General features: G+C 72.7%; 16 protein-coding genes and 1 tRNA gene. 11 read left to right on the forward strand and 6 right to left on the reverse strand.

The window, feature by feature from the left end; all coding sequences use genetic code 11:
- Positions 1 to 5 precede the first annotated feature (5 nt).
- Entirely contained in the window at positions 6 to 464 is a 459-nt protein-coding gene (locus tag P3H78_RS17560) for a hypothetical protein (RefSeq protein ID WP_276109947.1), read from the reverse strand.
- A 239-nt stretch (positions 465 to 703) separates the two neighbouring features.
- Entirely contained in the window at positions 704 to 1,840 is a 1,137-nt protein-coding gene (locus P3H78_RS17565) for an ABC transporter ATP-binding protein (RefSeq protein WP_276109948.1), read from the reverse strand.
- Between the two features lie 230 nt (positions 1,841 to 2,070).
- Here P3H78_RS17565 and P3H78_RS17570 point away from each other — a divergent pair.
- A tRNA-Thr gene (locus P3H78_RS17570) sits at positions 2,071 to 2,148 on the forward strand.
- A 75-nt stretch (positions 2,149 to 2,223) separates the two neighbouring features.
- Here P3H78_RS17570 and P3H78_RS17575 read toward each other — a convergent pair.
- Positions 2,224 to 3,912, reverse strand: coding sequence for an FAD-dependent oxidoreductase (locus tag P3H78_RS17575; RefSeq protein WP_276109949.1), 1,689 nt, complete (start codon positions 3,910 to 3,912; stop codon positions 2,224 to 2,226).
- A 225-nt stretch (positions 3,913 to 4,137) separates the two neighbouring features.
- On the opposite strand from P3H78_RS17575, the gene P3H78_RS17580 reads away from it, so the two are divergent.
- The 7 genes from P3H78_RS17580 to P3H78_RS17610 are packed head-to-tail and all read left to right on the forward strand — an operon-like array spanning position 4,138 to position 9,423.
- The gene (locus P3H78_RS17580) at positions 4,138 to 5,271 is read left to right on the forward strand and encodes a SchA/CurD-like domain-containing protein (RefSeq protein ID WP_276109950.1); all 1,134 of its coding nucleotides are present in this window, start codon (positions 4,138 to 4,140) and stop codon (positions 5,269 to 5,271) included.
- 52 nt (positions 5,272 to 5,323) lie between these two features.
- A complete protein-coding gene (locus P3H78_RS17585; protein ID WP_276109951.1) occupies positions 5,324 to 5,764 on the forward strand; it encodes a cupin domain-containing protein in 441 nt (146 codons plus the stop codon).
- Complete coding sequence (locus P3H78_RS17590) at positions 5,761 to 7,014, forward strand: beta-ketoacyl-[acyl-carrier-protein] synthase family protein (protein ID WP_276109952.1); 1,254 nt, start codon at positions 5,761 to 5,763, stop codon at positions 7,012 to 7,014. The genes P3H78_RS17585 and P3H78_RS17590 overlap by 4 nt, the downstream gene beginning before the upstream one ends.
- 13 nt (positions 7,015 to 7,027) lie before the next feature.
- Positions 7,028 to 8,278, forward strand: a complete 1,251-nt coding sequence (locus tag P3H78_RS17595) for a beta-ketoacyl synthase N-terminal-like domain-containing protein (RefSeq protein WP_276109953.1) — start codon at positions 7,028 to 7,030, stop codon at positions 8,276 to 8,278.
- A 38-nt stretch (positions 8,279 to 8,316) separates the two neighbouring features.
- Positions 8,317 to 8,574 carry an acyl carrier protein gene (locus P3H78_RS17600; protein ID WP_276109954.1) on the forward strand — a complete coding sequence of 86 codons (258 nt, stop codon included), beginning with the start codon at positions 8,317 to 8,319 and terminating at the stop codon, positions 8,572 to 8,574.
- Position 8,575: 1 nt separating this feature from the next.
- Positions 8,576 to 9,058, forward strand: a complete 483-nt coding sequence (locus P3H78_RS17605) for an SRPBCC family protein (RefSeq protein ID WP_276109955.1) — start codon at positions 8,576 to 8,578, stop codon at positions 9,056 to 9,058.
- 20 nt (positions 9,059 to 9,078) lie between these two features.
- Positions 9,079 to 9,423 carry a TcmI family type II polyketide cyclase gene (locus tag P3H78_RS17610; protein ID WP_276109956.1) on the forward strand — a complete coding sequence of 115 codons (345 nt, stop codon included), beginning with the start codon at positions 9,079 to 9,081 and terminating at the stop codon, positions 9,421 to 9,423.
- 78 nt (positions 9,424 to 9,501) lie between these two features.
- Here P3H78_RS17610 and P3H78_RS17615 read toward each other — a convergent pair whose 3' ends face one another.
- Positions 9,502 to 10,569 carry a methyltransferase gene (locus P3H78_RS17615; protein WP_276109957.1) on the reverse strand — a complete coding sequence of 356 codons (1,068 nt, stop codon included), beginning with the start codon at positions 10,567 to 10,569 and terminating at the stop codon, positions 9,502 to 9,504.
- A gap of 67 nt (positions 10,570 to 10,636) precedes the next feature.
- On the reverse strand, positions 10,637 to 11,698 hold the full coding sequence (locus tag P3H78_RS17620) for a right-handed parallel beta-helix repeat-containing protein (protein ID WP_276109958.1): 1,062 nt from the start codon (positions 11,696 to 11,698) through the stop codon (positions 10,637 to 10,639).
- 166 nt (positions 11,699 to 11,864) lie between these two features.
- On the opposite strand from P3H78_RS17620, the gene P3H78_RS17625 reads away from it, so the two are divergent.
- The 3 genes from P3H78_RS17625 (at position 11,865) to P3H78_RS17635 (ending at position 16,710) form a co-directional block, all read left to right on the forward strand.
- On the forward strand, positions 11,865 to 12,530 hold the full coding sequence (locus tag P3H78_RS17625; protein ID WP_276109959.1) for a rhomboid-like protein: 666 nt from the start codon (positions 11,865 to 11,867) through the stop codon (positions 12,528 to 12,530).
- A 9-nt stretch (positions 12,531 to 12,539) separates the two neighbouring features.
- Positions 12,540 to 13,946, forward strand: a complete 1,407-nt coding sequence (locus P3H78_RS17630; RefSeq protein WP_276109960.1) for an NAD(P)/FAD-dependent oxidoreductase — start codon at positions 12,540 to 12,542, stop codon at positions 13,944 to 13,946.
- A gap of 130 nt (positions 13,947 to 14,076) precedes the next feature.
- Entirely contained in the window at positions 14,077 to 16,710 is a 2,634-nt protein-coding gene (locus P3H78_RS17635) for a glycosyl hydrolase (protein ID WP_276109961.1), read from the forward strand.
- Between the two features lie 34 nt (positions 16,711 to 16,744).
- On the opposite strand, the gene P3H78_RS17640 is transcribed toward P3H78_RS17635, so the two are convergent.
- Positions 16,745 to 18,244, reverse strand: a complete 1,500-nt coding sequence (locus P3H78_RS17640) for an MFS transporter (RefSeq protein ID WP_276109962.1) — start codon at positions 18,242 to 18,244, stop codon at positions 16,745 to 16,747.
- Positions 18,245 to 18,311 lie beyond the last annotated feature (67 nt).

Genomic DNA, 18,311 nt, shown 5'->3' on the forward strand with positions numbered 1-18,311 from the left:
CCCGGTCAGCCGCGTGCGGCGGACAGCACGCCGGAGGCGTACGAGGTGTCGCAGACCGGGCGGGCGAAGGACTGGGCGTGCGTGGGGCCGTAGATGCGGACCGCGGCACGGCCGAGGGCGCGGGCGATGGACGTGCAGTACCGGGCCAGCGAGGGACGGTCGTTCACGGCCTCCTGGAGGTGGGTGAGGGCGGTGCCCGGGTTCTTCTCCTGGAGCTCCGTCATCAGCCGGTCCCGCAGCACGTCCTCGGGGGCGTGGGCGCGGGTCTGGTGGGAGACCTCGGTGACGGTGGCGTCCGACGCGGTGAGCACCGAGCTCGAGGAGTTCCCCGACCAGTTGACTCGGGTGACCGCGAGGGTCCCGGAGAACACCAGGACGACGGGCAGGACGAGGGCGAGGGAGCGGCCGATCCGGCGGGCGGTGCCCCGGCCGCGTCGCGTCTGTTGCGTGGTGGAGTGCTTCACGCGAGTGAGGGTAGCGCCCGGTGATGATGTGGCGACATTTAGTCACCTCTTCGAGGGATCGGGAAGCATCGTCGGCGGGGTGGGGCGTTGACGCACGCCACTCGAAATGTCCCGTGCGCCGGGGTATCGGGCGCGCACGGACAGGGCCCCGCGGCGCTGCGCGGGGCCCTGATCGTCAACCTGGGTGAATTGTGGGTGGTTGTCCCGGTGTTTCGGCCGGGCTCCGTCACCCGGCGGCGTCAGTCGGTGAGGCGCTCGCCCGTGGAGGTCGAGAACACGTGGGTCTCGCCCGGCCGCGGCACGACGTGCAGCTGGGCGCCCTTGTCGGGGACCTGCCGGCCGTTGACGCGGACCACGAGGTCCTTCGTCTCGCCGCCGACCTCGGCGCTGCCGTAGACGTAGCCGTCGGCGCCGAGCTCCTCGACGACGTTGACGGACACGGCCAGGCCGGCCGGGGCGTCCGCGGAGTCCTTCGACAGGGACGCGGCCGCGCCGCCGTCCAGCTCGACGACGTCGAAGTGCTCGGGCCGGACGCCGACGGTGACCGTGCGGTCGCCCTTGTCGGCGGCGGCCTTCAGGGCCTCGCGGTTGACCGGGACGACGCTGTTGCCGAACTTCACGCCGCCGTCGGTGATCGGGACCTCCACCAGGTTCATCGCCGGGGAGCCGATGAAGCCGGCGACGAAGAGGTTGGCGGGCCGGTCGTACATGTTGCGCGGGGTGTCGACCTGCTGGAGCAGGCCGTCCTTGAGCACGGCCACCCGGTCGCCCATCGTCATGGCCTCGACCTGGTCGTGGGTGACGTAGACGGTGGTGATGCCGAGGCGGCGCTGGAGCGAGGCGATCTGCGTACGGGTGGACACGCGGAGCTTGGCGTCCAGGTTGGACAGCGGCTCGTCCATGAGGAACACCTGGGGCTCGCGCACGATGGCCCGGCCCATGGCGACACGCTGGCGCTGGCCGCCGGAGAGCGCCTTCGGCTTGCGGTCCAGGTAGTCGGTGAGGTCGAGGATCTTCGCGGCCTCCTCGACCTTCTGCCGGATCTCCGCCTTGTTCACGCCGGCGATCTTGAGCGCGAAGCCCATGTTGTCGGCGACGCTCATGTGCGGGTACAGGGCGTAGTTCTGGAACACCATGGCGATGTCCCGGTCCTTCGGCGGCAGGTGGGTCACGTCGCGGTCGCCGATGCGGATGGCGCCGGCGTTCACGTCCTCGAGCCCCGCGAGCATCCGGAGCGAGGTGGACTTGCCGCAGCCGGACGGGCCGACCAGGACGAGGAACTCGCCGTCCTCGATGTCGATGTCGAGGCCGTCGACGGCGGGCTTCTCGGTGCCCGGGTAGATCCGGGTCGCCTTGTCGAACTGGACAGTGGCCATGGTGAATGGGCCCCCTTCTACCGGCAGGAACGTGCCGGACGATCCGTTGTAGGAAGGTGGTGGGCCACGGCGGGTGCGTCCGCCGTGGTGAGGTCCACATGGGTGAACGGCACAGGACGCTACCCGGCGTCCGCCTCCCCTGTCAGTACCCGGAGGCCGGTGAACTTCGCCGAAATTCTCGACGGGGCGCGCAGACGGGGTGGGTACACTGCCTGGGCGCGTCCGTGCACGCCTCCTTAGCTCAGCTGGTCCAGAGCGGCTGTCTTGTAAACAGCAGGTCGTCGGTTCGAATCCGACAGGGGGCTCCACAGCGCCGAGGCCCCCGCACCGTCCGGTGCGGGGGCCTCGGCGCTGTGGAGCCCCGGACGGGTGCCGGACGGGCCTCAGGCGGTCCGCAGGACGGCTCCCAGGACCTCGCGCAGCGTCCGCTCCGGATCCGGCACGCCGGCCGGTGAACGCCACGCCACGAAGCCGTCAGGACGCACCAGCACCGCGCCGTCGGTGGTCGTGCCGTGCAGCCCGGCCCAGTCCGGTGCCTCCGAGCCGGCCGGGGCGTCGGGCACGAGGTCGGCGCCGGGGCCGTCCCCGATCCGGTACGACTCCAGGCGGACCCCGTCCCCGCCGGCGACGCGCAGGGCCGCCTCGTGCCAGCCGCCGGCGCCCCGCGCGTCGCTGAGCAGCACCATGGAGCGCTCGTAGAGGTCGACTGTCGAGAGCACCTCGAGCCGCTCGATCCGCTCCGGCCCCTCCGGCCGCTCCCCGGTCCGGCGCAGCCACAGGTGCGGGGCCCGGCTGCCGGGCTCCCCGGTCAGCCGCACCCCGTCGGGCACGACCTCCTGGGCCGGGTCGGCGCCGGCGACCGCGCCCTGCGGGTAGCGGTAGCCGAGGACGACGTTGAGGATGCCGCCGCGCGGGCCGCCGCCGACGCCGGGCGCCGGGGCGAAACCGGGATGGCTGTGCTCCACGGAGCGGGCCGAGGCGCGGGCGCTGGTGGCCGCGGCGACCGGACGGCGCTCGGCGTCGTAGGTGTCCAGCAGGCCGGGTCCGGCCCAGCCCTGGAGGACCGCGGCCAGCTTCCAGGCCAGGTTGTGGGCGTCCTGGATGCCCGTGTTGGAGCCGAAGGCGCCGGTCGGGGACATCTCGTGCGCGGAGTCGCCGGCCAGCAGGACCCGGCCGTCCCGGTACCGGTCGGCGACCCGTTCGGCGGCACGCCAGGACGCCTTGCCGGTGATCTCCACGTCCAGGTCGGGGACGCCGACGGCGCGGCGGATGTGCCGGGCGCAGCGCTCCTCGGTGAACTCCTCCAGCTGCTCGCCCCGCTCGGGGTGCCAGGGGGCGTGGAAGACCCAGTGCTCCTTGTTGTCGACGGGCAGCAGCGCGCCGTCGGCCTCCGGGTCGGTGAGGTAGCAGCAGATGAAGCGCCGGTCGCCGACGACGTCGGCGAGCAGCTTGGAGCGGAAGGTCAGGCTCACGTTGGCGAACAGCTCGCCGGGCCCGCTCTGCCCGATGCCGAGCCGGTCGCGGACCGGGCTGCGGGGCCCGTCCGCGGCGACCAGGTAGTCCGCGCGGACGGTGTACCGCGTGTCGGTGGCCCGGTCCCGGACCACCGCGGTCACCCCGTCGGCATCCTGCGCGAAGGACTCCATCTCGTGGGAGTAGCGCAGGTCGCCGCCGAGGGCCCGGGCGCTCCGCAGCAGCACCGGCTCCAGGTCGTTCTGGCTGCACAGGCACCAGCCGGTGGGGCTGAACCGCGCCATGCCGCCGCCCGGGTCGATGTGCTTGAACAGCCACTCCCCGGCGTCCCCGGCCAGTGTCGGGGTCTGCAGGATGCCGTGGTTGTCCGCGAGCAGCGAGGCCGCCTCCTTGATGTCCGGCTCGATGCCGGCCACCCGGAACAGCTCCATCGTCCGCACGTTGTTGCCGCGCCCGCGCGGGTGGACGGACGTGCCCGAGTGCCGCTCGACCAGGAGGTGCGGCACGCCGAGGCGGCCCAGGAAGAGGGACGTGGACAGGCCCACGAGGGAGCCCCCGACGATCAGGACGGGAACCCGGTGATCGGCTTCTTGACGCATCGATGCCTCCAGGGGCGGGGGTGCGGGTGCGGGGTGCATCGGAAGGTCCATGCCCGCTGCGCGACGGCTCCGCGTACGTCCGGGGGACCTATCACCCGTGTGATCACCCACGTGGTTCATACGAGTCGCGCGCCGATCGGGAGCGGCACAGGATCGAGATCACGCTGACGTCGCGTCACCGGCGGCCGGCGTCCACCTCTGCCCCGCGAAGGAGACGTGCGCAGGATGACCACTACGTCTGAACGAGCCTCAGAACCGATGCTGCGACGGGCCGCGAAGCGGGTCTCCCAGTCGGTGTTCGACGGGTCCCGGCTCCGGGTCGTGCTGCTGGTCGACGTCTACGACGGCGCCCAGCAGCAGTTCCTGGAGGCCTACGAGCAGATGGGCAAGCAGGTCGCGTCCGTCCCCGGGCACGTCAGCGACCAGCTCTGCCAGTCGATCGAGAACCCCTCCCAGTGGCTCATCACCAGTGAGTGGGAGAGCGCCCCGCCGTTCCTCGCCTGGGTGAACAGCGAGGAGCACGTGCAGATGGTGCAGCCGATGCACAGCTGCATCCGGGACACCCGCTCGCTGCGCTTCCACATCGTCCGCGAGACCGGCGGCGAGGCGGCCCGCTCCGGGGCCGCCGAACGGCGCCTGCAGAACTCCCCGCGGATCGGCGACGGCGTGATCCGGCACGCGCTCACCTTCACGGTGAAACCGGGCAGCGAGCAGCAGGTCGCGAAGATCCTGTCCGGCTACGCCTCGCCCGAGGCCCGGGTCGACGACAGCACCCGGCTGTGCCGCACCTCGCTGTTCATGCACGGCAACCGCGTGGTGCGGGCCATCGAGGTGCGCGGCGACCTGCTGGCCGCTCTGCGGCACGTGTCCCGGCAGCCCGAGGTGCGGGCCGTGGAGGAGGCCATCAACCCCTTCCTGGAGGAGCACCGCGACCTCGACGACCAGGAGTCGGCGCGGGTGTTCTTCACCCGGGCTGCGCTGCCCGCCGTGCACCACGTCACCGCCGACGACGCGACCGAGGTCGAGCGGCACGCGCTCTACTACCAGGCGCGGCCGGGCCTCGGCATGAAGCTGGCCGAACGGCTCGCCCAGCACGACGAGCGCGCCGCCGGTGACCCGCACGGGCCGATGCTGCGCAGCACGGTCTACGAGCGCGACGACGTGGTGGTCCGGCTGGTCGACGTGCGGGAGGGCTTCGACGCCGACCCGTTCCTCGCCCTCGGCCTGGACCCGGCGCAGGCGGCCGAGCTGACGACCCTCGTCGACGGTTCGTCGCCACGCGCCGCCGACCCCGCCCACCTGCTCACCCTCGCCCGCATGGACCTGGTGACCGACCGCCGGTCCGCGCCGGAGTCCTGACCGCCGGGGCGCCGCACCCCCGCCGACCGCACCACACCCACGGAGGAACGTCGTGATCAAACCCCGGCCCAGGATCGTCGACCTCAGCGAGACCGAGCCCAACACCAGGCGCGGAGGCGATCTGCGCGCCATGCTCACCCCGGCCACGGTCGGCTCGACCAGCGGTTTCATGGGCGTGGCCCTCGTGCAGCCCGGTGACCGCATCGGTGAGCACTACCACCCGTACTCCGAGGAGTTCGTGTACGTCGTCTGCGGCGACCTGGAGGTCGACCTGGACGGCGAGCCGCACGCGCTGAAGCCCGAGCAGGGGCTGATGATCCCCGCGTACATGCGCCACCGCTTCCGCAACGTCGGCGACACCGAGGCGCGCCTGGTCTTCCACCTGGGTCCGCTGGCGCCGCGCCCGCAGCTCGGCCACGTCGACACCGAGGGCACCGACGCCGAGGCGGTCCCGGCCGGGGCCCCGGCCGCGCCCGCGGAGGTGCGATCGTGACCAGGCGGGTGGCGGTCACCGGCATAGGCGTGGTGGCGCCGGGCGGCATCGGCGCCCCCGCGTTCTGGGACCTGCTGGCCGGCGGGCGCACCGCCACGCGGGGCATCACGTTCTTCGACCCCGCCGGGCTGCGGTCCCGGATCGCCGCGGAGTGCGACTTCGACCCGGTGGCCGCGGGACTGGACCCGGAGCAGGTCGCGCGCTGCGACCGCTACATCCAGTTCGCGCTGGCCGCCGGTCAGGAGGCGGTACGCGACTCGGGCCTCGACCTCGCCGGGGAGAACCCCTGGCGGATCGGGGTGTCCCTCGGTACCGCGGTCGGCGGCACCACCCGTCTGGAGAACGACTACGTCCTGGTCAGCCACGGCGGACAGGACTGGGAGGTGGACCACCGCGAGGCGCAGCCCCATCTGCACCGGGCGTTCTCGCCCAGCACCCTGGCCTCGACGGTGGCGGAGCGGTTCGGGGCGTGCGGACCGGTGCAGACGGTGTCCACCGGCTGCACCTCCGGCCTCGACGCGGTCGGGTACGCCCTGCACACCGTGGAGGAGGGCCGGGCCGACATCTGCATAGCCGGTGCGTCGGACTCGCCGATCTCCCCGATCACGATGGCCTGTTTCGACGCGATCAAGGCCACCTCCCCCAACAACGACGACCCGGCCCACGCCTCGCGCCCCTTCGACAACGACCGCGACGGGTTCGTCATGGGCGAGGGCGGTGCGGTGCTCGTCCTGGAGGAGCTGGAGCACGCCCGGGCCCGCGGTGCGCAGGTGTACTGCGAGCTGAGCGGCTACGCCACCTTCGGCAACGCCTACCACATGACCGGTCTGACCCCCGAGGGCGTGGAGATGGCCCGGGCCATCGAGACCGCGCTGGACCACGCCCGGCTGGACGGGTCCGCGATCGACTACGTCAACGCGCACGGCTCCGGCACCCGGCAGAACGACCGCCACGAGACCGCGGCGGTGAAGCGGGCCCTGGGGCACCACGCCTACGACACGCCGATGAGCTCCATCAAGTCGATGGTGGGGCACTCCCTCGGCGCGATCGGCGCGATCGAGGTGGTGGCCTGTGTGCTGGCCCTGGCCCGTCAGGCGGTCCCGCCGACCGCGAACTACCAGACCCCGGACCCCGAGTGCGACCTGGACTACGTCCCGCGGGAGGCCCGCGAGCGCAAGCTGTCCAGCGTGCTCTCCGTGGGCAGCGGCTTCGGCGGCTTCCAGTCCGCCGTGATCCTGACCCGGCCGTAGGGAGGACGACACGATGAGCGCACCGCACGAACGGCGTGCGGCCGTCACCGGTATCGGTGTGGTCGCGCCCAACGGAACCAGCACGGAGACCTTCTGGAAGGCCACCCGGGAGGGGCTGAACGTCCTCGACCGCGTCACCCGCGAGGGCTGCGGCCACCTGCCGCTGAAGGTGGCCGGCGAGGTCCGCGCCTTCGAGCCGTCCGCGGCGGTCGAGGAGCGGTACCTGGTGCAGACCGACCGCTTCACCCACTTCGGGATGGCCGCGGCCGACCTCGCCCTGGAGGACGCCCGGCTCGGCCAGGCGGACATCGCCGAGGCGCCGTTCTCCGCGGGCGTGGTCACCGCGGCCGGCTCCGGCGGCGGCGAGTTCGGCCAGCGGGAGCTCCAGAAGCTGTGGGGCAAGGGCAGCCGCTTCGTCGGTCCCTGGCAGTCGATCGCCTGGTTCTACGCGGCCAGCACCGGCCAGATCTCCATCCGGCGCGGGCTCAAGGGGCCCTGCTCGGTCGTCGCCGCCGACGAGGCGGGCGGCCTGGACGCCCTCGCCCACGCGGCGCGGGCGGTGCACCGCGGCACCGACGTGATCGTGGCCGGCTCCACCGAGGCGCCGCTCGCGCCGTACTCGATGGTCTGCCAGTTGGGCTACCCGGAGCTGAGCCGTGTCGAGGACCCCGAGCGGGCCTACCGGCCCTTCACCGACCAGGCGTGCGGGTTCGTGCCCGCCGAGGGCGGCGCGATGCTGGTGGTCGAGGAGGCCGCGGCGGCCCGTGAACGGGGCGTGCCCGTACGGGCCTTCGTCGCCGGGCACGCCTCCACCTTCACCGGCGCCTCCTGCTGGGAGCGGTCCCGGCAGGGCCTCGCGGAGGCCATCCGCGGGGCACTGGCCGACGCCCGCTGCGCCCCGGAGGAGGTCGACGTCGTCTTCGCCGACGCCCTCGGGGTCCCGGAGGCGGACCGTGCCGAGGCCCTCGCGATCGCCGACGCCCTCGGCGCCCGCGGCCGGCGCGTGCCGGTCACGGCACCGAAGACCGGCACCGGCCGGGGCTACTGCGCCGCACCGGTGCTGGACGCCGCTGCGGCGGTGCTGGCGATGGAGCACGACCTGATCCCGCCCACCCCGAATGTCTTCGACGTCTGCCATGACCTCGACCTGGTGACCCACCGTGCCCGCGCCGCCCAGGTGCGCACGGCGCTGGTCCTCAGCCGGGGGCTCATGGGGTCGAACTCGGCGCTGGTGCTCCGGCACGGCGCCGCCGGCGCCTCGTAGCGGGGCCGTCGGGAGCAACAAGGAGAGGAACGAACCGCATGAGTGACCGCATCACCGTGGAAGAACTGTCCGAGCTCATGAAGAAGACCGCCGGCATCACCGTCAGCCCGCAGGAGCTCCGGGACCGGCCGGACACCGCTTTCGAGGAGTTCGGCATCGACTCGCTCGGCCTGCTCGGCATCGTCGGCGAGCTGGAGAACCGGCACGGTACCGCGATGCCGGTGGACGCGGAGCGTTGCAAGACCCCGCGGGAATTCCTCGCCCTCGTCAACAGCAGCCTTCTCGCGGGAGCCTGACATGGCCGGACACACGCAGAACGAGATCACCATCGCCGCACCACTGGACCTGGTGTGGGACATGACCAACGACGTGGAGAGGTGGCCGCAGCTGTTCAGCGAGTACGCCTCCGCCGAGATCCTGTCCCAGGAGGGGGACAAGTGCACCTTCCGCCTCACCATGCACCCCGACGACAACGGCACCGTCTGGAGCTGGGTCTCGGAGCGCGAGCCCGACCGTGACACGCTCACGGTCCGCGCCCGCCGGGTCGAGACCGGGCCCTTCGCCCACATGAACATCCACTGGCAGTACGAGCAGGTGCCCTCCGGCACCCGGATGGTGTGGACGCAGGACTTCGCGATGAAGCCGGACGCCCCGGTCGACGACGACTGGATGACCGACAACATCAACAAGAACTCGAAGGTCCAGATGGCGCTGATCCGCGACAGGATCGAGCGGGCCGCCGCGGGCCGCCGGTCCGAGCCCGCCCTGAGCACCGACTGACCGGGACGGAGGACACGGCCATGCACCAAGGACTGATCGTCGCCCGGATGGCCCCGGGCTCGGCCCCCGACATCGCCAGGATCTTCGGTGAGTCGGACCGGGGCGAGCTGCCGCACCTGGTCGGCGTCACCCGGCGCAGCCTCTTCCAGTTCGGCGATGTGTACATGCACCTCGTCGAGGCCGACCGGGACCCGGGTCCCGCCATCGCCAAGGTGGCCGGGCACCCCGAGTTCCGGGGCGTCAGCGAGCGGCTCTCGGCGTACGTCAGCGCCTACGACCCGGAGACGTGGCGTTCGCCGAAGGACGCGATGGCGCAGCGCTTCTACTTCTGGGAGCGCGACGGAGCCGGCCGGCCCGCCGTCTGACCCCTCGGACGGCCGCCGGTCGCCGGGCCCGCGGTGCGGTGGGCCCGGCGACCGGCGGTCCTGCCGGCTGCGGTCCCCTCAGGCGGGGACGGTGCAGTCGAAGGCGTGCAGGTAGGGGTTGACCGGGCTGATCTCGTCGATGACGAGACCGGCGGCGGTCAGCCGTTCCTCCATGCTGCGGGTGGTGTGCTTGGCCCCGCCCACGTTCAGCAGGAGCAGCAGGTCCATCGCGGTGCTGAACCGCATGGAGGGGGTGTCGTCGACGAGGTTCTCGATGACCACGACGCGGGCCTTGGGGCCGCCCGCCTCGATGACGTTGCGCAGGCACCGGGCCGTGCTCTCGTCGTCCCACTCGAGGATGTTCTTGATGATGTAGACGTCGGCGGTGACCGGGATGTCCTCGCGGCAGTCGCCGGGCACGATCCGCACCCGGTCGGCGAGCGCGCCGCCCGGCAGCAGTCGGGGGTCGGCGTTCTCCACCACGCGCGGCAGGTCGAGCAGCGTGCCCCGCATGTCCGGGTACTTCTCCAGCAGACTCGCGACCACGTGGCCCTGGCCGCCGCCGATGTCGGCGACCGACGAGGCGCCGGACAGGTCGAGCAGCGCGGCGACCTCCTGGGCGGACTGCCGGCTGGAGGTCGTCATGGCCCGGTTGAAGACGTCCGCCGACTCGGGGGCGTCCTCGTTGAGGTAGACGAAGAACTCCTTGCCGTAGAGCTCCTCGACGACGTTGCGGCCGGTGCGGACGGCCTCGTCGAGCTTCGGCCAGGCGTCCCAGGTCCACGCCTCGGTGCACCACAGGGTGATGTAGCGCAGGCTGTGCGGGTCGTCCTCGCGCAGCAGCCGGGACATCTCGGTGTGCGCGAACGTCCCGTCCTCCTGCTCGGCGAAGACCCCGTAGCAGGACACGGCGCGCAGCAGCCGGCGCAGCGGCTTGGGCTCGGCCTTCACCGCGGCCGCGAGGTCCGCGACCGGCAGGGGCTGCTCGCCGAGGGCGTCGGCGACGCCGAGCCGTGCGACGGCGCGGAGGGCGGCGGCACACGCCGCCCCGAACGCGAGCTCGCGCAGCCGCATCGACGGCGGAGGGGACGGCTGGGTCCCCTGTCCGGGCGGGGTCGAGAGCTTGGGGGAGTGTGCGGTCGTCATCTGCCGCCTTCCTTCCTTCTGGGGGCCGCGGACCCGTGCGGGTCCGCGGCGGGGTGGGGCCGGACGGTCAGCACAGACCCGCGGGCCTGGAGGCCCGGCAGGAGTTGCCCTGGAAGTGGTTGTTGCTCTTGGTGGTCTCCTGGTTGACCAGGTCCGCCGGGGCGTTGTCCGTGAGCCGGTTGCCGCTGACGCGGTTGCCTCGGCTCGGGGCGCCCACGAAGCTCTTGAACAGCACCACTCCGCCGGACATCGGGGACCTGCCCCTGTTGCCGGTGATGGTGTTGCCGGTGACGAGGGAGTCCTCCGCGCCGGTCAGGACGACGCCCGAGCCTTGGAGGAAGGGCAGCCGCGCCGTCTTCGCGCAGTACTTGTTGTTGGCGGCGATCCGGTTGCGGCGCACGGTCACCGCGCCGGCCCGGGGCTTGTTCTCGTCGCCAACGACGAAGAGGCCCGCGCAGTTGCCGGTGACGACGTTGCGCGAGACGGTGACGTTGCGCAGGCGGCGGATGGTGACGCCGATGCGGTTGCCCTCGAGGCGGTTCTGCCGGAGCAGCGTGCCCCCGGTGTCGTAGGCGCCCTTCTCCGCGGTGATGGTGTTCGCCAGGAACAGGCCCGCTTCCCCGTTGGCCCGGGCCGTGTTCCCCCGGTAGACGCTCCGCACGGAGCGCTCCTCGGCGAAGCCCCACAGGCCGTTCCTCTCGGAGGTGACCCGGCGGACGGCCAGTCCGTCGGTCGCCATGCCGAAGACGCCCGCGCGGGTGAAGCCGGTCACGGCCAGGTCGGACACGGTGACGCCGGTGAGGCGCCTGTTCCTGGTGCCGGTCACGCAGATGCCGTTGCCGCTCTTGGCGCAGCGGTCCGCGGCGTTCCGGGGGCCCGGCTCGACGACCGTGCGCCGACCCGCGCCGCGCAGGGTCAGTCGGGGCGTCGTGACCCTGACGCTCCCGTGGTAGACGCCGGGCAGCACCAGGACGGTGTCACCGGACCTCGCAATGTCCACGGCCCTCTGGATCGACTGTCCGGGGTGCACCACGTGCGTTCTCGGCACCGCGACCTCAGGGGCGGCGGCGACTGCCGAGCCGGCGAGCGCGGCGACGCACAGGGCCAGAGCAGTATGGCGTTTCGTCATATTCTGTACGCTATGACCCGATGAGTCGCCGGACCCCGGATGGGCCATTCGGCGGCGTGTCCTGCGCGCGGGGCGCCCCGGCGGGGGCCGCCGCCGCGTTTGAATTTCTCCTGAGAACGGTCGGCTCGGCAGGCACCCCGATCACCTTCGCACCGATACTTTTCATATGAACGGGGTCATCCGGATACGACGGGGGCTCGGGGCGGTCGCGGCCTATGTCCGCAGCGCCCCGGGCACGTACGTCTGGCTGCTGATCCTGTTCGTGACGACGGTCGCCCTGCACCACATGTCGCCGGATTTCGAGGAGGACTTCCTGCGGCAGCGGTCGACCAACATCCACGAGCTGTCGAACAACCCGGTGCGGGCGCTCTTCGCCAGCGCCATGTGGATCCCGAGCGGCCGCTGGCTGCCGTACGCGGCGCTGTACACGGTCTTCCACGCCCAGGCCGAGCGCTGGCTGGGCACGCTGCGCTGGCTGCTGGTGTGCGTGGCCGCGCACGTGCTGGCGACGCTGATCAGCGAGGGCGCGCTGCTGTGGGCGGTCCAGAGCGGTGTGGCGCCGGACGCGGCCGTGAACACCCTCGACGTGGGGGTGAGTTACGCGCTGGCCGGGGTGGTGGCCGTGCTGACCTACCGGATCGGCCCGCCCTGGCGGTACCTGTACGCGGCCGGGGTGCTGGCCTTCTACGGGGCGCCGCTGATCCTCGGGCGCACCTTCACCGATCTCGGCCACTTCACCTCCGTGCTGATCGGTCTCGGCTGCTATCCGCTGGTCAGGGGCCGTGGAAAAGCATGGAATCCGAAGGAGACACTGGCCCTCATCAGGAGCTAGCGTCCCGCCATGGACACCTCGGCCCGCAGCGCGGTCAACGGCGGCATCTCCTTCTGGTTCGCGGACGACGGCATCCCCCCGGCGCGGGAGCCGCTCACCGGCGACGCGAGCGCCGACGTCGTGATCGTCGGCGGCGGCTACACCGGGCTGTGGACGGCCTACTACCTGAAGAAGGCCGCGCCCTTCCTGCGCATCACCGTCCTGGAGCAGCGGTTCTGCGGCTACGGCGCCTCCGGCCGCAACGGGGGCTGGCTCTACAACGGCATCGCGGGCCGCGGCCGCTATGCGCGCCTGCACGGCCACGAGGCCGCCGTGCGGCTCCAGCGGGCGATGAACGACACCGTGGCGGAGGTGGTCCGGGTCGCCGCCGAGGAGGGCGTCGACGCCGACGTGCACCGCGGGGGCGTGCTGGAAGTGGCGCGGACCCCGGCGCAGTTGGCCCGGCTGCGGGCCTTCCACGAGCAGGAGCTGGCGTTCGGCGAGAAGGACCGCGAGCTGTACGGCGCCCGCGCGACCGCCGAGCGGATCCGGGTCGCGGGCGCGGTCGGCGCCGGCTGGACCCCGCACGGGGCCCGCCTGCACCCGGCGAAGCTGGTCAAGGGCCTCGCGGCGGCCGTCGAGGCGCTCGGGGTCACGATCCACGAGTCGACGCCGGTCACCGGGATCCGGCCCCGGCACGCGGACACCCCGTACGGCACCGTCCGCGCGCCCTACGTGCTGCGCTGCACCGAGGGCTTCACCGCCGGGCTGAGGGGGCAGCGGCGGGCCTGGCTGCCGATGAACTCGTCGATGATCGCCACCGAGCCGCTGACCGGAGAGCAGTGGGCGGCTGTCGGCTGGGAGGGCCGCGAGACGCTCGGCGACATGGCGCACGCCTACATGTACGCCCAGCGCACCGCCGACGGGCGGATCGCGCTCGGCGGCCGCGGGGTGCCGTACCGCTTCGGCTCGCGCACCGACTCCGACGGCCGCACCCAGGAGGCGACCGTCCGTGCGCTGCACGACCTGCTGGTCCGCTTCTTCCCCGCGCTGGCCGGAGTGCGGGTCGCGCACGCCTGGTCCGGGGTGCTCGGGGTGCCGCGCGACTGGTGCGCCACCGTCACCCTGGACCGCTCGACCGGCCTGGGCTGGGCCGGCGGGTACGTCGGCTCCGGCGTCGCCACCGCCAACCTCGCCGCCCGCACCCTGCGGGACCTGGTCCGGCTCGACTCCGGCCAGGCGGGCCCGACCGAGCTGACCGGGCTGCCCTGGGTCGGGCACCGGGTGCGCAGGTGGGAGCCGGAGCCGCTGCGCTGGCTGGGCGTGCAGGGCATGTACGCCGCCTACCGCACGGCGGACCGCCGGGAGCTGGTCACCCACAGCGCCCGCTCGTCCCGGCTGGCGCGGCTGGCGGACCGGGTGGCGGGCCGTCACTGAGGTCGTTTTGCGTCACGGCCGAATCTTTACGTTCTGATTGCCGTCACGGGCGCCTCCCGTCGCTCGGATCCCGTCGAAGCTGTGTGCCGGTTGTGTCATGTACGCCACGGCTTTTCGGGGAGGGTTCTTCATGGCGGCCACAAGCCGGCACGGAAGACGAACAGCGGCAGCGCTCGTCACTGCAGCCGCACTGGGACTGACCATCACTCAGGCCCAGGCGGCGTCAGGGGGTGGCAGCGACCCCTTCGGGGTGCGGGCGCTGCGTCACCAGGCCCAGTCGCACGAACGGCACGCGGGCCGGTCGGCCCTCGTGAAGGAAGGGGACGACGACGGCGGCAACGAAGGGGAGGAGATCGCCGAGCAGGCCGACCAGTACGCCGAGGCCCGCACGTCGCCCGGCATCGTCGCCCCCGGCGCCTACGGGGCGGCCTACACGGCCCTGCGCAACCTGCCGCGCACCCACGGGAACTGGCGGGACGTCACCCAGCTTCCTTACAACTCCGACGACCCGCGCTACCGGGACGTCAACTCCAACTCCAGCGGCGGCGCGGGCCGCGTCACCGGCCGGGTGACCGGACTCGCCGCCGACAACCACGGCGACGTCTACGCGGGTTCGGCCAACGGCGGCGTCTTCCGCTCCCGTACCGGCGGCGGCCACTGGACCGAGATCTCCGACCGGCTGCCCGCCCTGTCCACCGGCGATCTGCAGCTCGACGGCCGCGGCCGCCTCTGGTACGCCACCGGCGAGGCCAACACCAGCGCCACCTCCTTCCTCGGCACCGGTGTCTACGTCCTCGACGACCCCCGCCACGGCCGCTTCGAGCAGCGCGACCGGGTCGGCGGCGACGAGCTGGAGTCGACCTCGATCCACGCGCTGCGCTTCGCCGGCGACAAGGTCTGGGCGGCCACCACGCTCGGGGTGTGGAGCCACTCCACGAAGACGCTGAAGGGCGCCTGGAAGCTGGAGTTCGCCCCCAACCCGGACTATCTGCCGGGCCATGCGAAGGCCGCCGACCCGAACGCCGCCTACAAGAACATCACCAACGACATCGCCGTCGACCCGAAGAACCCCGACCGGGTCGTCCTCGCGGTCGGCTGGCGCGGCGGCGACGACTACAACGGCTTCTACGCCCGCAGCGGCGGGACCTGGAAGCGGCTCACCTCGCTCGGCGACCTGCCGAGCGACAGCGCCGACGTCGGCAACGTCACCTTCGCGCACAGCGCCGACGGCTCCCGCTACTACGCCATCGACCAGTCGCCGGAGCAGACGAACGAGAACCCCGACAGCGGTCTCGAGGGCATCTTCGTCTCCAAGTCCGGCTCGCCGACCGGGCCGTGGACCCGCATCGCCGACTACCGGCAGCTGCGCGACTCCGGCTCCGCGCTGACCGGCGCCGGCTACCAGCCCGGCATCCAGGCCTGGTACAACCAGTTCCTGACCGTCGACCCGAAGAACCCGGACCACGTGTACGCGGGTCTGGAGGAGGTCTTCGAGACCAAGGACGGCGGCCACTCCTGGACGGTCCCGGGACCGTACTGGAACTTCGGCTTCCCGTGCTGGTCCATCGACCCGTCCCGGCAGTCCGGCTCCTGCCCCGCCACCGTCCACGCCGACCAGCACGCGGTCGCCGTCGGCAGTGACCACGGCAGCCCGTACGTGATCGTGGGCGACGACGGCGGCGCCTTCCGGCGCCCGCTGAACGGCAGCGCGAACGCCGACGGCCACGCCACCGACTGGACCTCGCTGAACGACGGCACCATGGACGCCCTGCAGTACTACTCGGTGGGTGTCGGCGCCGACGGCCACGGGGTCGACGTCACCGGCGGCCTCCAGGACAACGGCCAGTCGATCCTGCGCCCGCACGACCGCGTGATGGGCTCGAACTTCGGCGGCGACGGCGGCGACACCATCACCGACCCGGCCAACGGCTGCAACACCGCGCAGGAGTACGTCTACCTCGCGGTGTCCGTCACGCAGAACTGCGCGGTCAACGACGGCAGCTGGACCACCGACCCGTCCCGGGCCACGTCGTACTCGGTGGCCCCGCCCGACAGCGCCACCGGCGAGGCCCGCTTCATCGCCCCGCTCAACGCCGACCTGAAGAACAGCAGCACCTGGGTCGCGGGTGGCCGGCACGTGTGGATCAACACCAAGGGCTGGGCGATCCGCAGCGGCAGCGAGTGGACCGCCGCCTACGACCTCGGCGCCGGGCACACGGCCACGGCGGTCGCCTCCTCCGGCGGCACCGTCTACGCGGCCTGGTGCGGCCCCTGCAACAACCAGGGCTTCACCCGCGGCATCGCGGTCGGCAACGCGGACGGCACCGGCTGGCACCAGCTGAACCTGCCCGCCGACGGCACCGTGCCCAACCGCTACCTGTCCGGCCTGGCGGTCGACCCGGCGGACGCGCACCACGTGCTGCTCGCGGTCAACGGCTTCTCCCGCAAGTGGACCGAGGGTCCGGGCGCCGGGGTGGGCCACCTCTTCGAGACCCGGGACGGGGGCGCCACCTGGAAGGACGTCTCCGGCAACCTGCCGGACGTCCCGGCGAACTCGGTGGTGCTGCTGAAGGACGGCACCACCGTGCTCGGCACCGACCTCGGCGTCCTGGTCCGCGGCCCGCACTCGGGCGGCTGGAAGGTCGCGGGCCGGAACCTGCCCACCACCGCGGTCATGCAGCTGCGCACCGGCCCCGACGGGCTGCTCTACGCGGCCACGCACGGCCGCGGCATCTGGGCGATCGACCCGCGCCGCCTGCGCTGACGCACCGGCTTGGCACCGGGGCCGGCGAGCCGACTCAGGCCGCCGGCTCCGGCACCGGGCGCCCGGCCGGGGAGCCGCGCCGCGGCGCCTTCGCGGTCACCAGCAGGCCCGCGACCAGGCCGGCCAGCAGCATCACGGCCGCGGCCCACCAGATCGCGACGGTGTAGCCGTGCACCACCGCCTCCGGTACCACCCGGGCCCGGTCCGCCGGACTGCGCAGACGGGCGGCGACGTAGGCGGTGCTGCTGGTCGTGGCGATCGTGTTGAGCAGCGCGGTGCCGATCGAACCGCCCACCTGCTGCCAGGTGTTCACGGTCGCGGAGGTCACGCCCGAGTCCTGCGGGGCGACGCCCGCGGTGGCGGTGGCGAACACCGGCATGAAGGTCAGGCCCATGCCGAGGCCCATCAGCACCAGCGCGGGCAGGACCTCGCTCGCGTAGCTCGACGTCACCGTCAGCCGGGTCAGCAGCACCAGTCCGCCCGCCGCCAGGACCGTGCCGGGGACCATGAGCACCCGGGGCGCCACGCGCTGGAGCAGCCGGGCGGAGATCTGCGTCGAGCCGGCGATGATCGCGGCGGTCAGCGGCAGGAACGCCAGACCGGTCCGCAGCGGCGAGTAGCCGAGGATGCCCTGCAGGTAGTAGGTCATGAACAGGAACAGGCCGAACATGCCGATCACCGCCAGCAGCATGGTCAGGAAGCAGCCGCCCCGGTTGCGGTCCCGGACGATGTGCAGCGGCAGCAGCGGCATCGGCGCACGGGTCTGCCACCGCACGAACGCCAGCAGCAGAGCGACGCCGCCCGCGAACAGGCCCAGCACCAGCGGGTCCGTCCAGCCGTGCGACTCCGCCTCGCTGAAGCCGTACACGATCGCGACCAGGCCGCCGCAGCCGAGCAGCGCGCCGGGCACGTCCAGCCGGGCCGCGTGGCCGGGGCGGTCGTGCAGCAGCACGAGGGCGCCGGCCACCGCGACCACGGCGATGGGCACGTTGACGTAGAGGCACCAGCGCCAGCTCAGGTACTGGGTCAGCAGGCCGCCGACGATGAAGCCGATCGCGGAGCCGCTGCCCGCGAGTGCGCCGTAGATGCCGAACGCCTTCCCGCGCTCCCGGGGGGCGGTGAACGTCGTCGTGAGCAGGGACAGCGCCGACGGCGCGAGGACGGCGGCGAAGGCGCCCTGGAGGGCGCGGGCGCCGAACAGCATCCCGGGGGACCCGGCCGCGCCGCCCAGCGCGGACGCCCCGGCGAACCCGATCAGGCCGACGACGAAGGTGCGCTTGCGCCCCACCAGGTCCGCGACCCGGCCGCCCAGCAGGAGCAGCCCGCCGAAGGCGAGCGTGTAGGCGGTGATGACCCACTGGCGGTTGCCGTCGGACAGGCCGAGGTCGCGCTGCGCGGAGGGGAGCGCGATGTTCACGATGGTCGCGTCCAGCACCACCATGAGCTGGGCGAGCGCGATGACCACCAGGCCCCACCAGCGTCGGGGATCGGTGTCCACGGCACCACCGGATTCGCCTGTTCGGGTGACAGTCATCAGGTCAGAACATCATGAATCGGGACGTACTGCATCTCTGTCCCCCCGGGCCGGTTTGGAGGCGCTG

Origin of the sequence: Streptomyces tropicalis, assembly GCF_029269835.1 — a bacterium.
Lineage (GTDB): Bacteria > Actinomycetota > Actinomycetes > Streptomycetales > Streptomycetaceae > Streptomyces > Streptomyces tropicalis.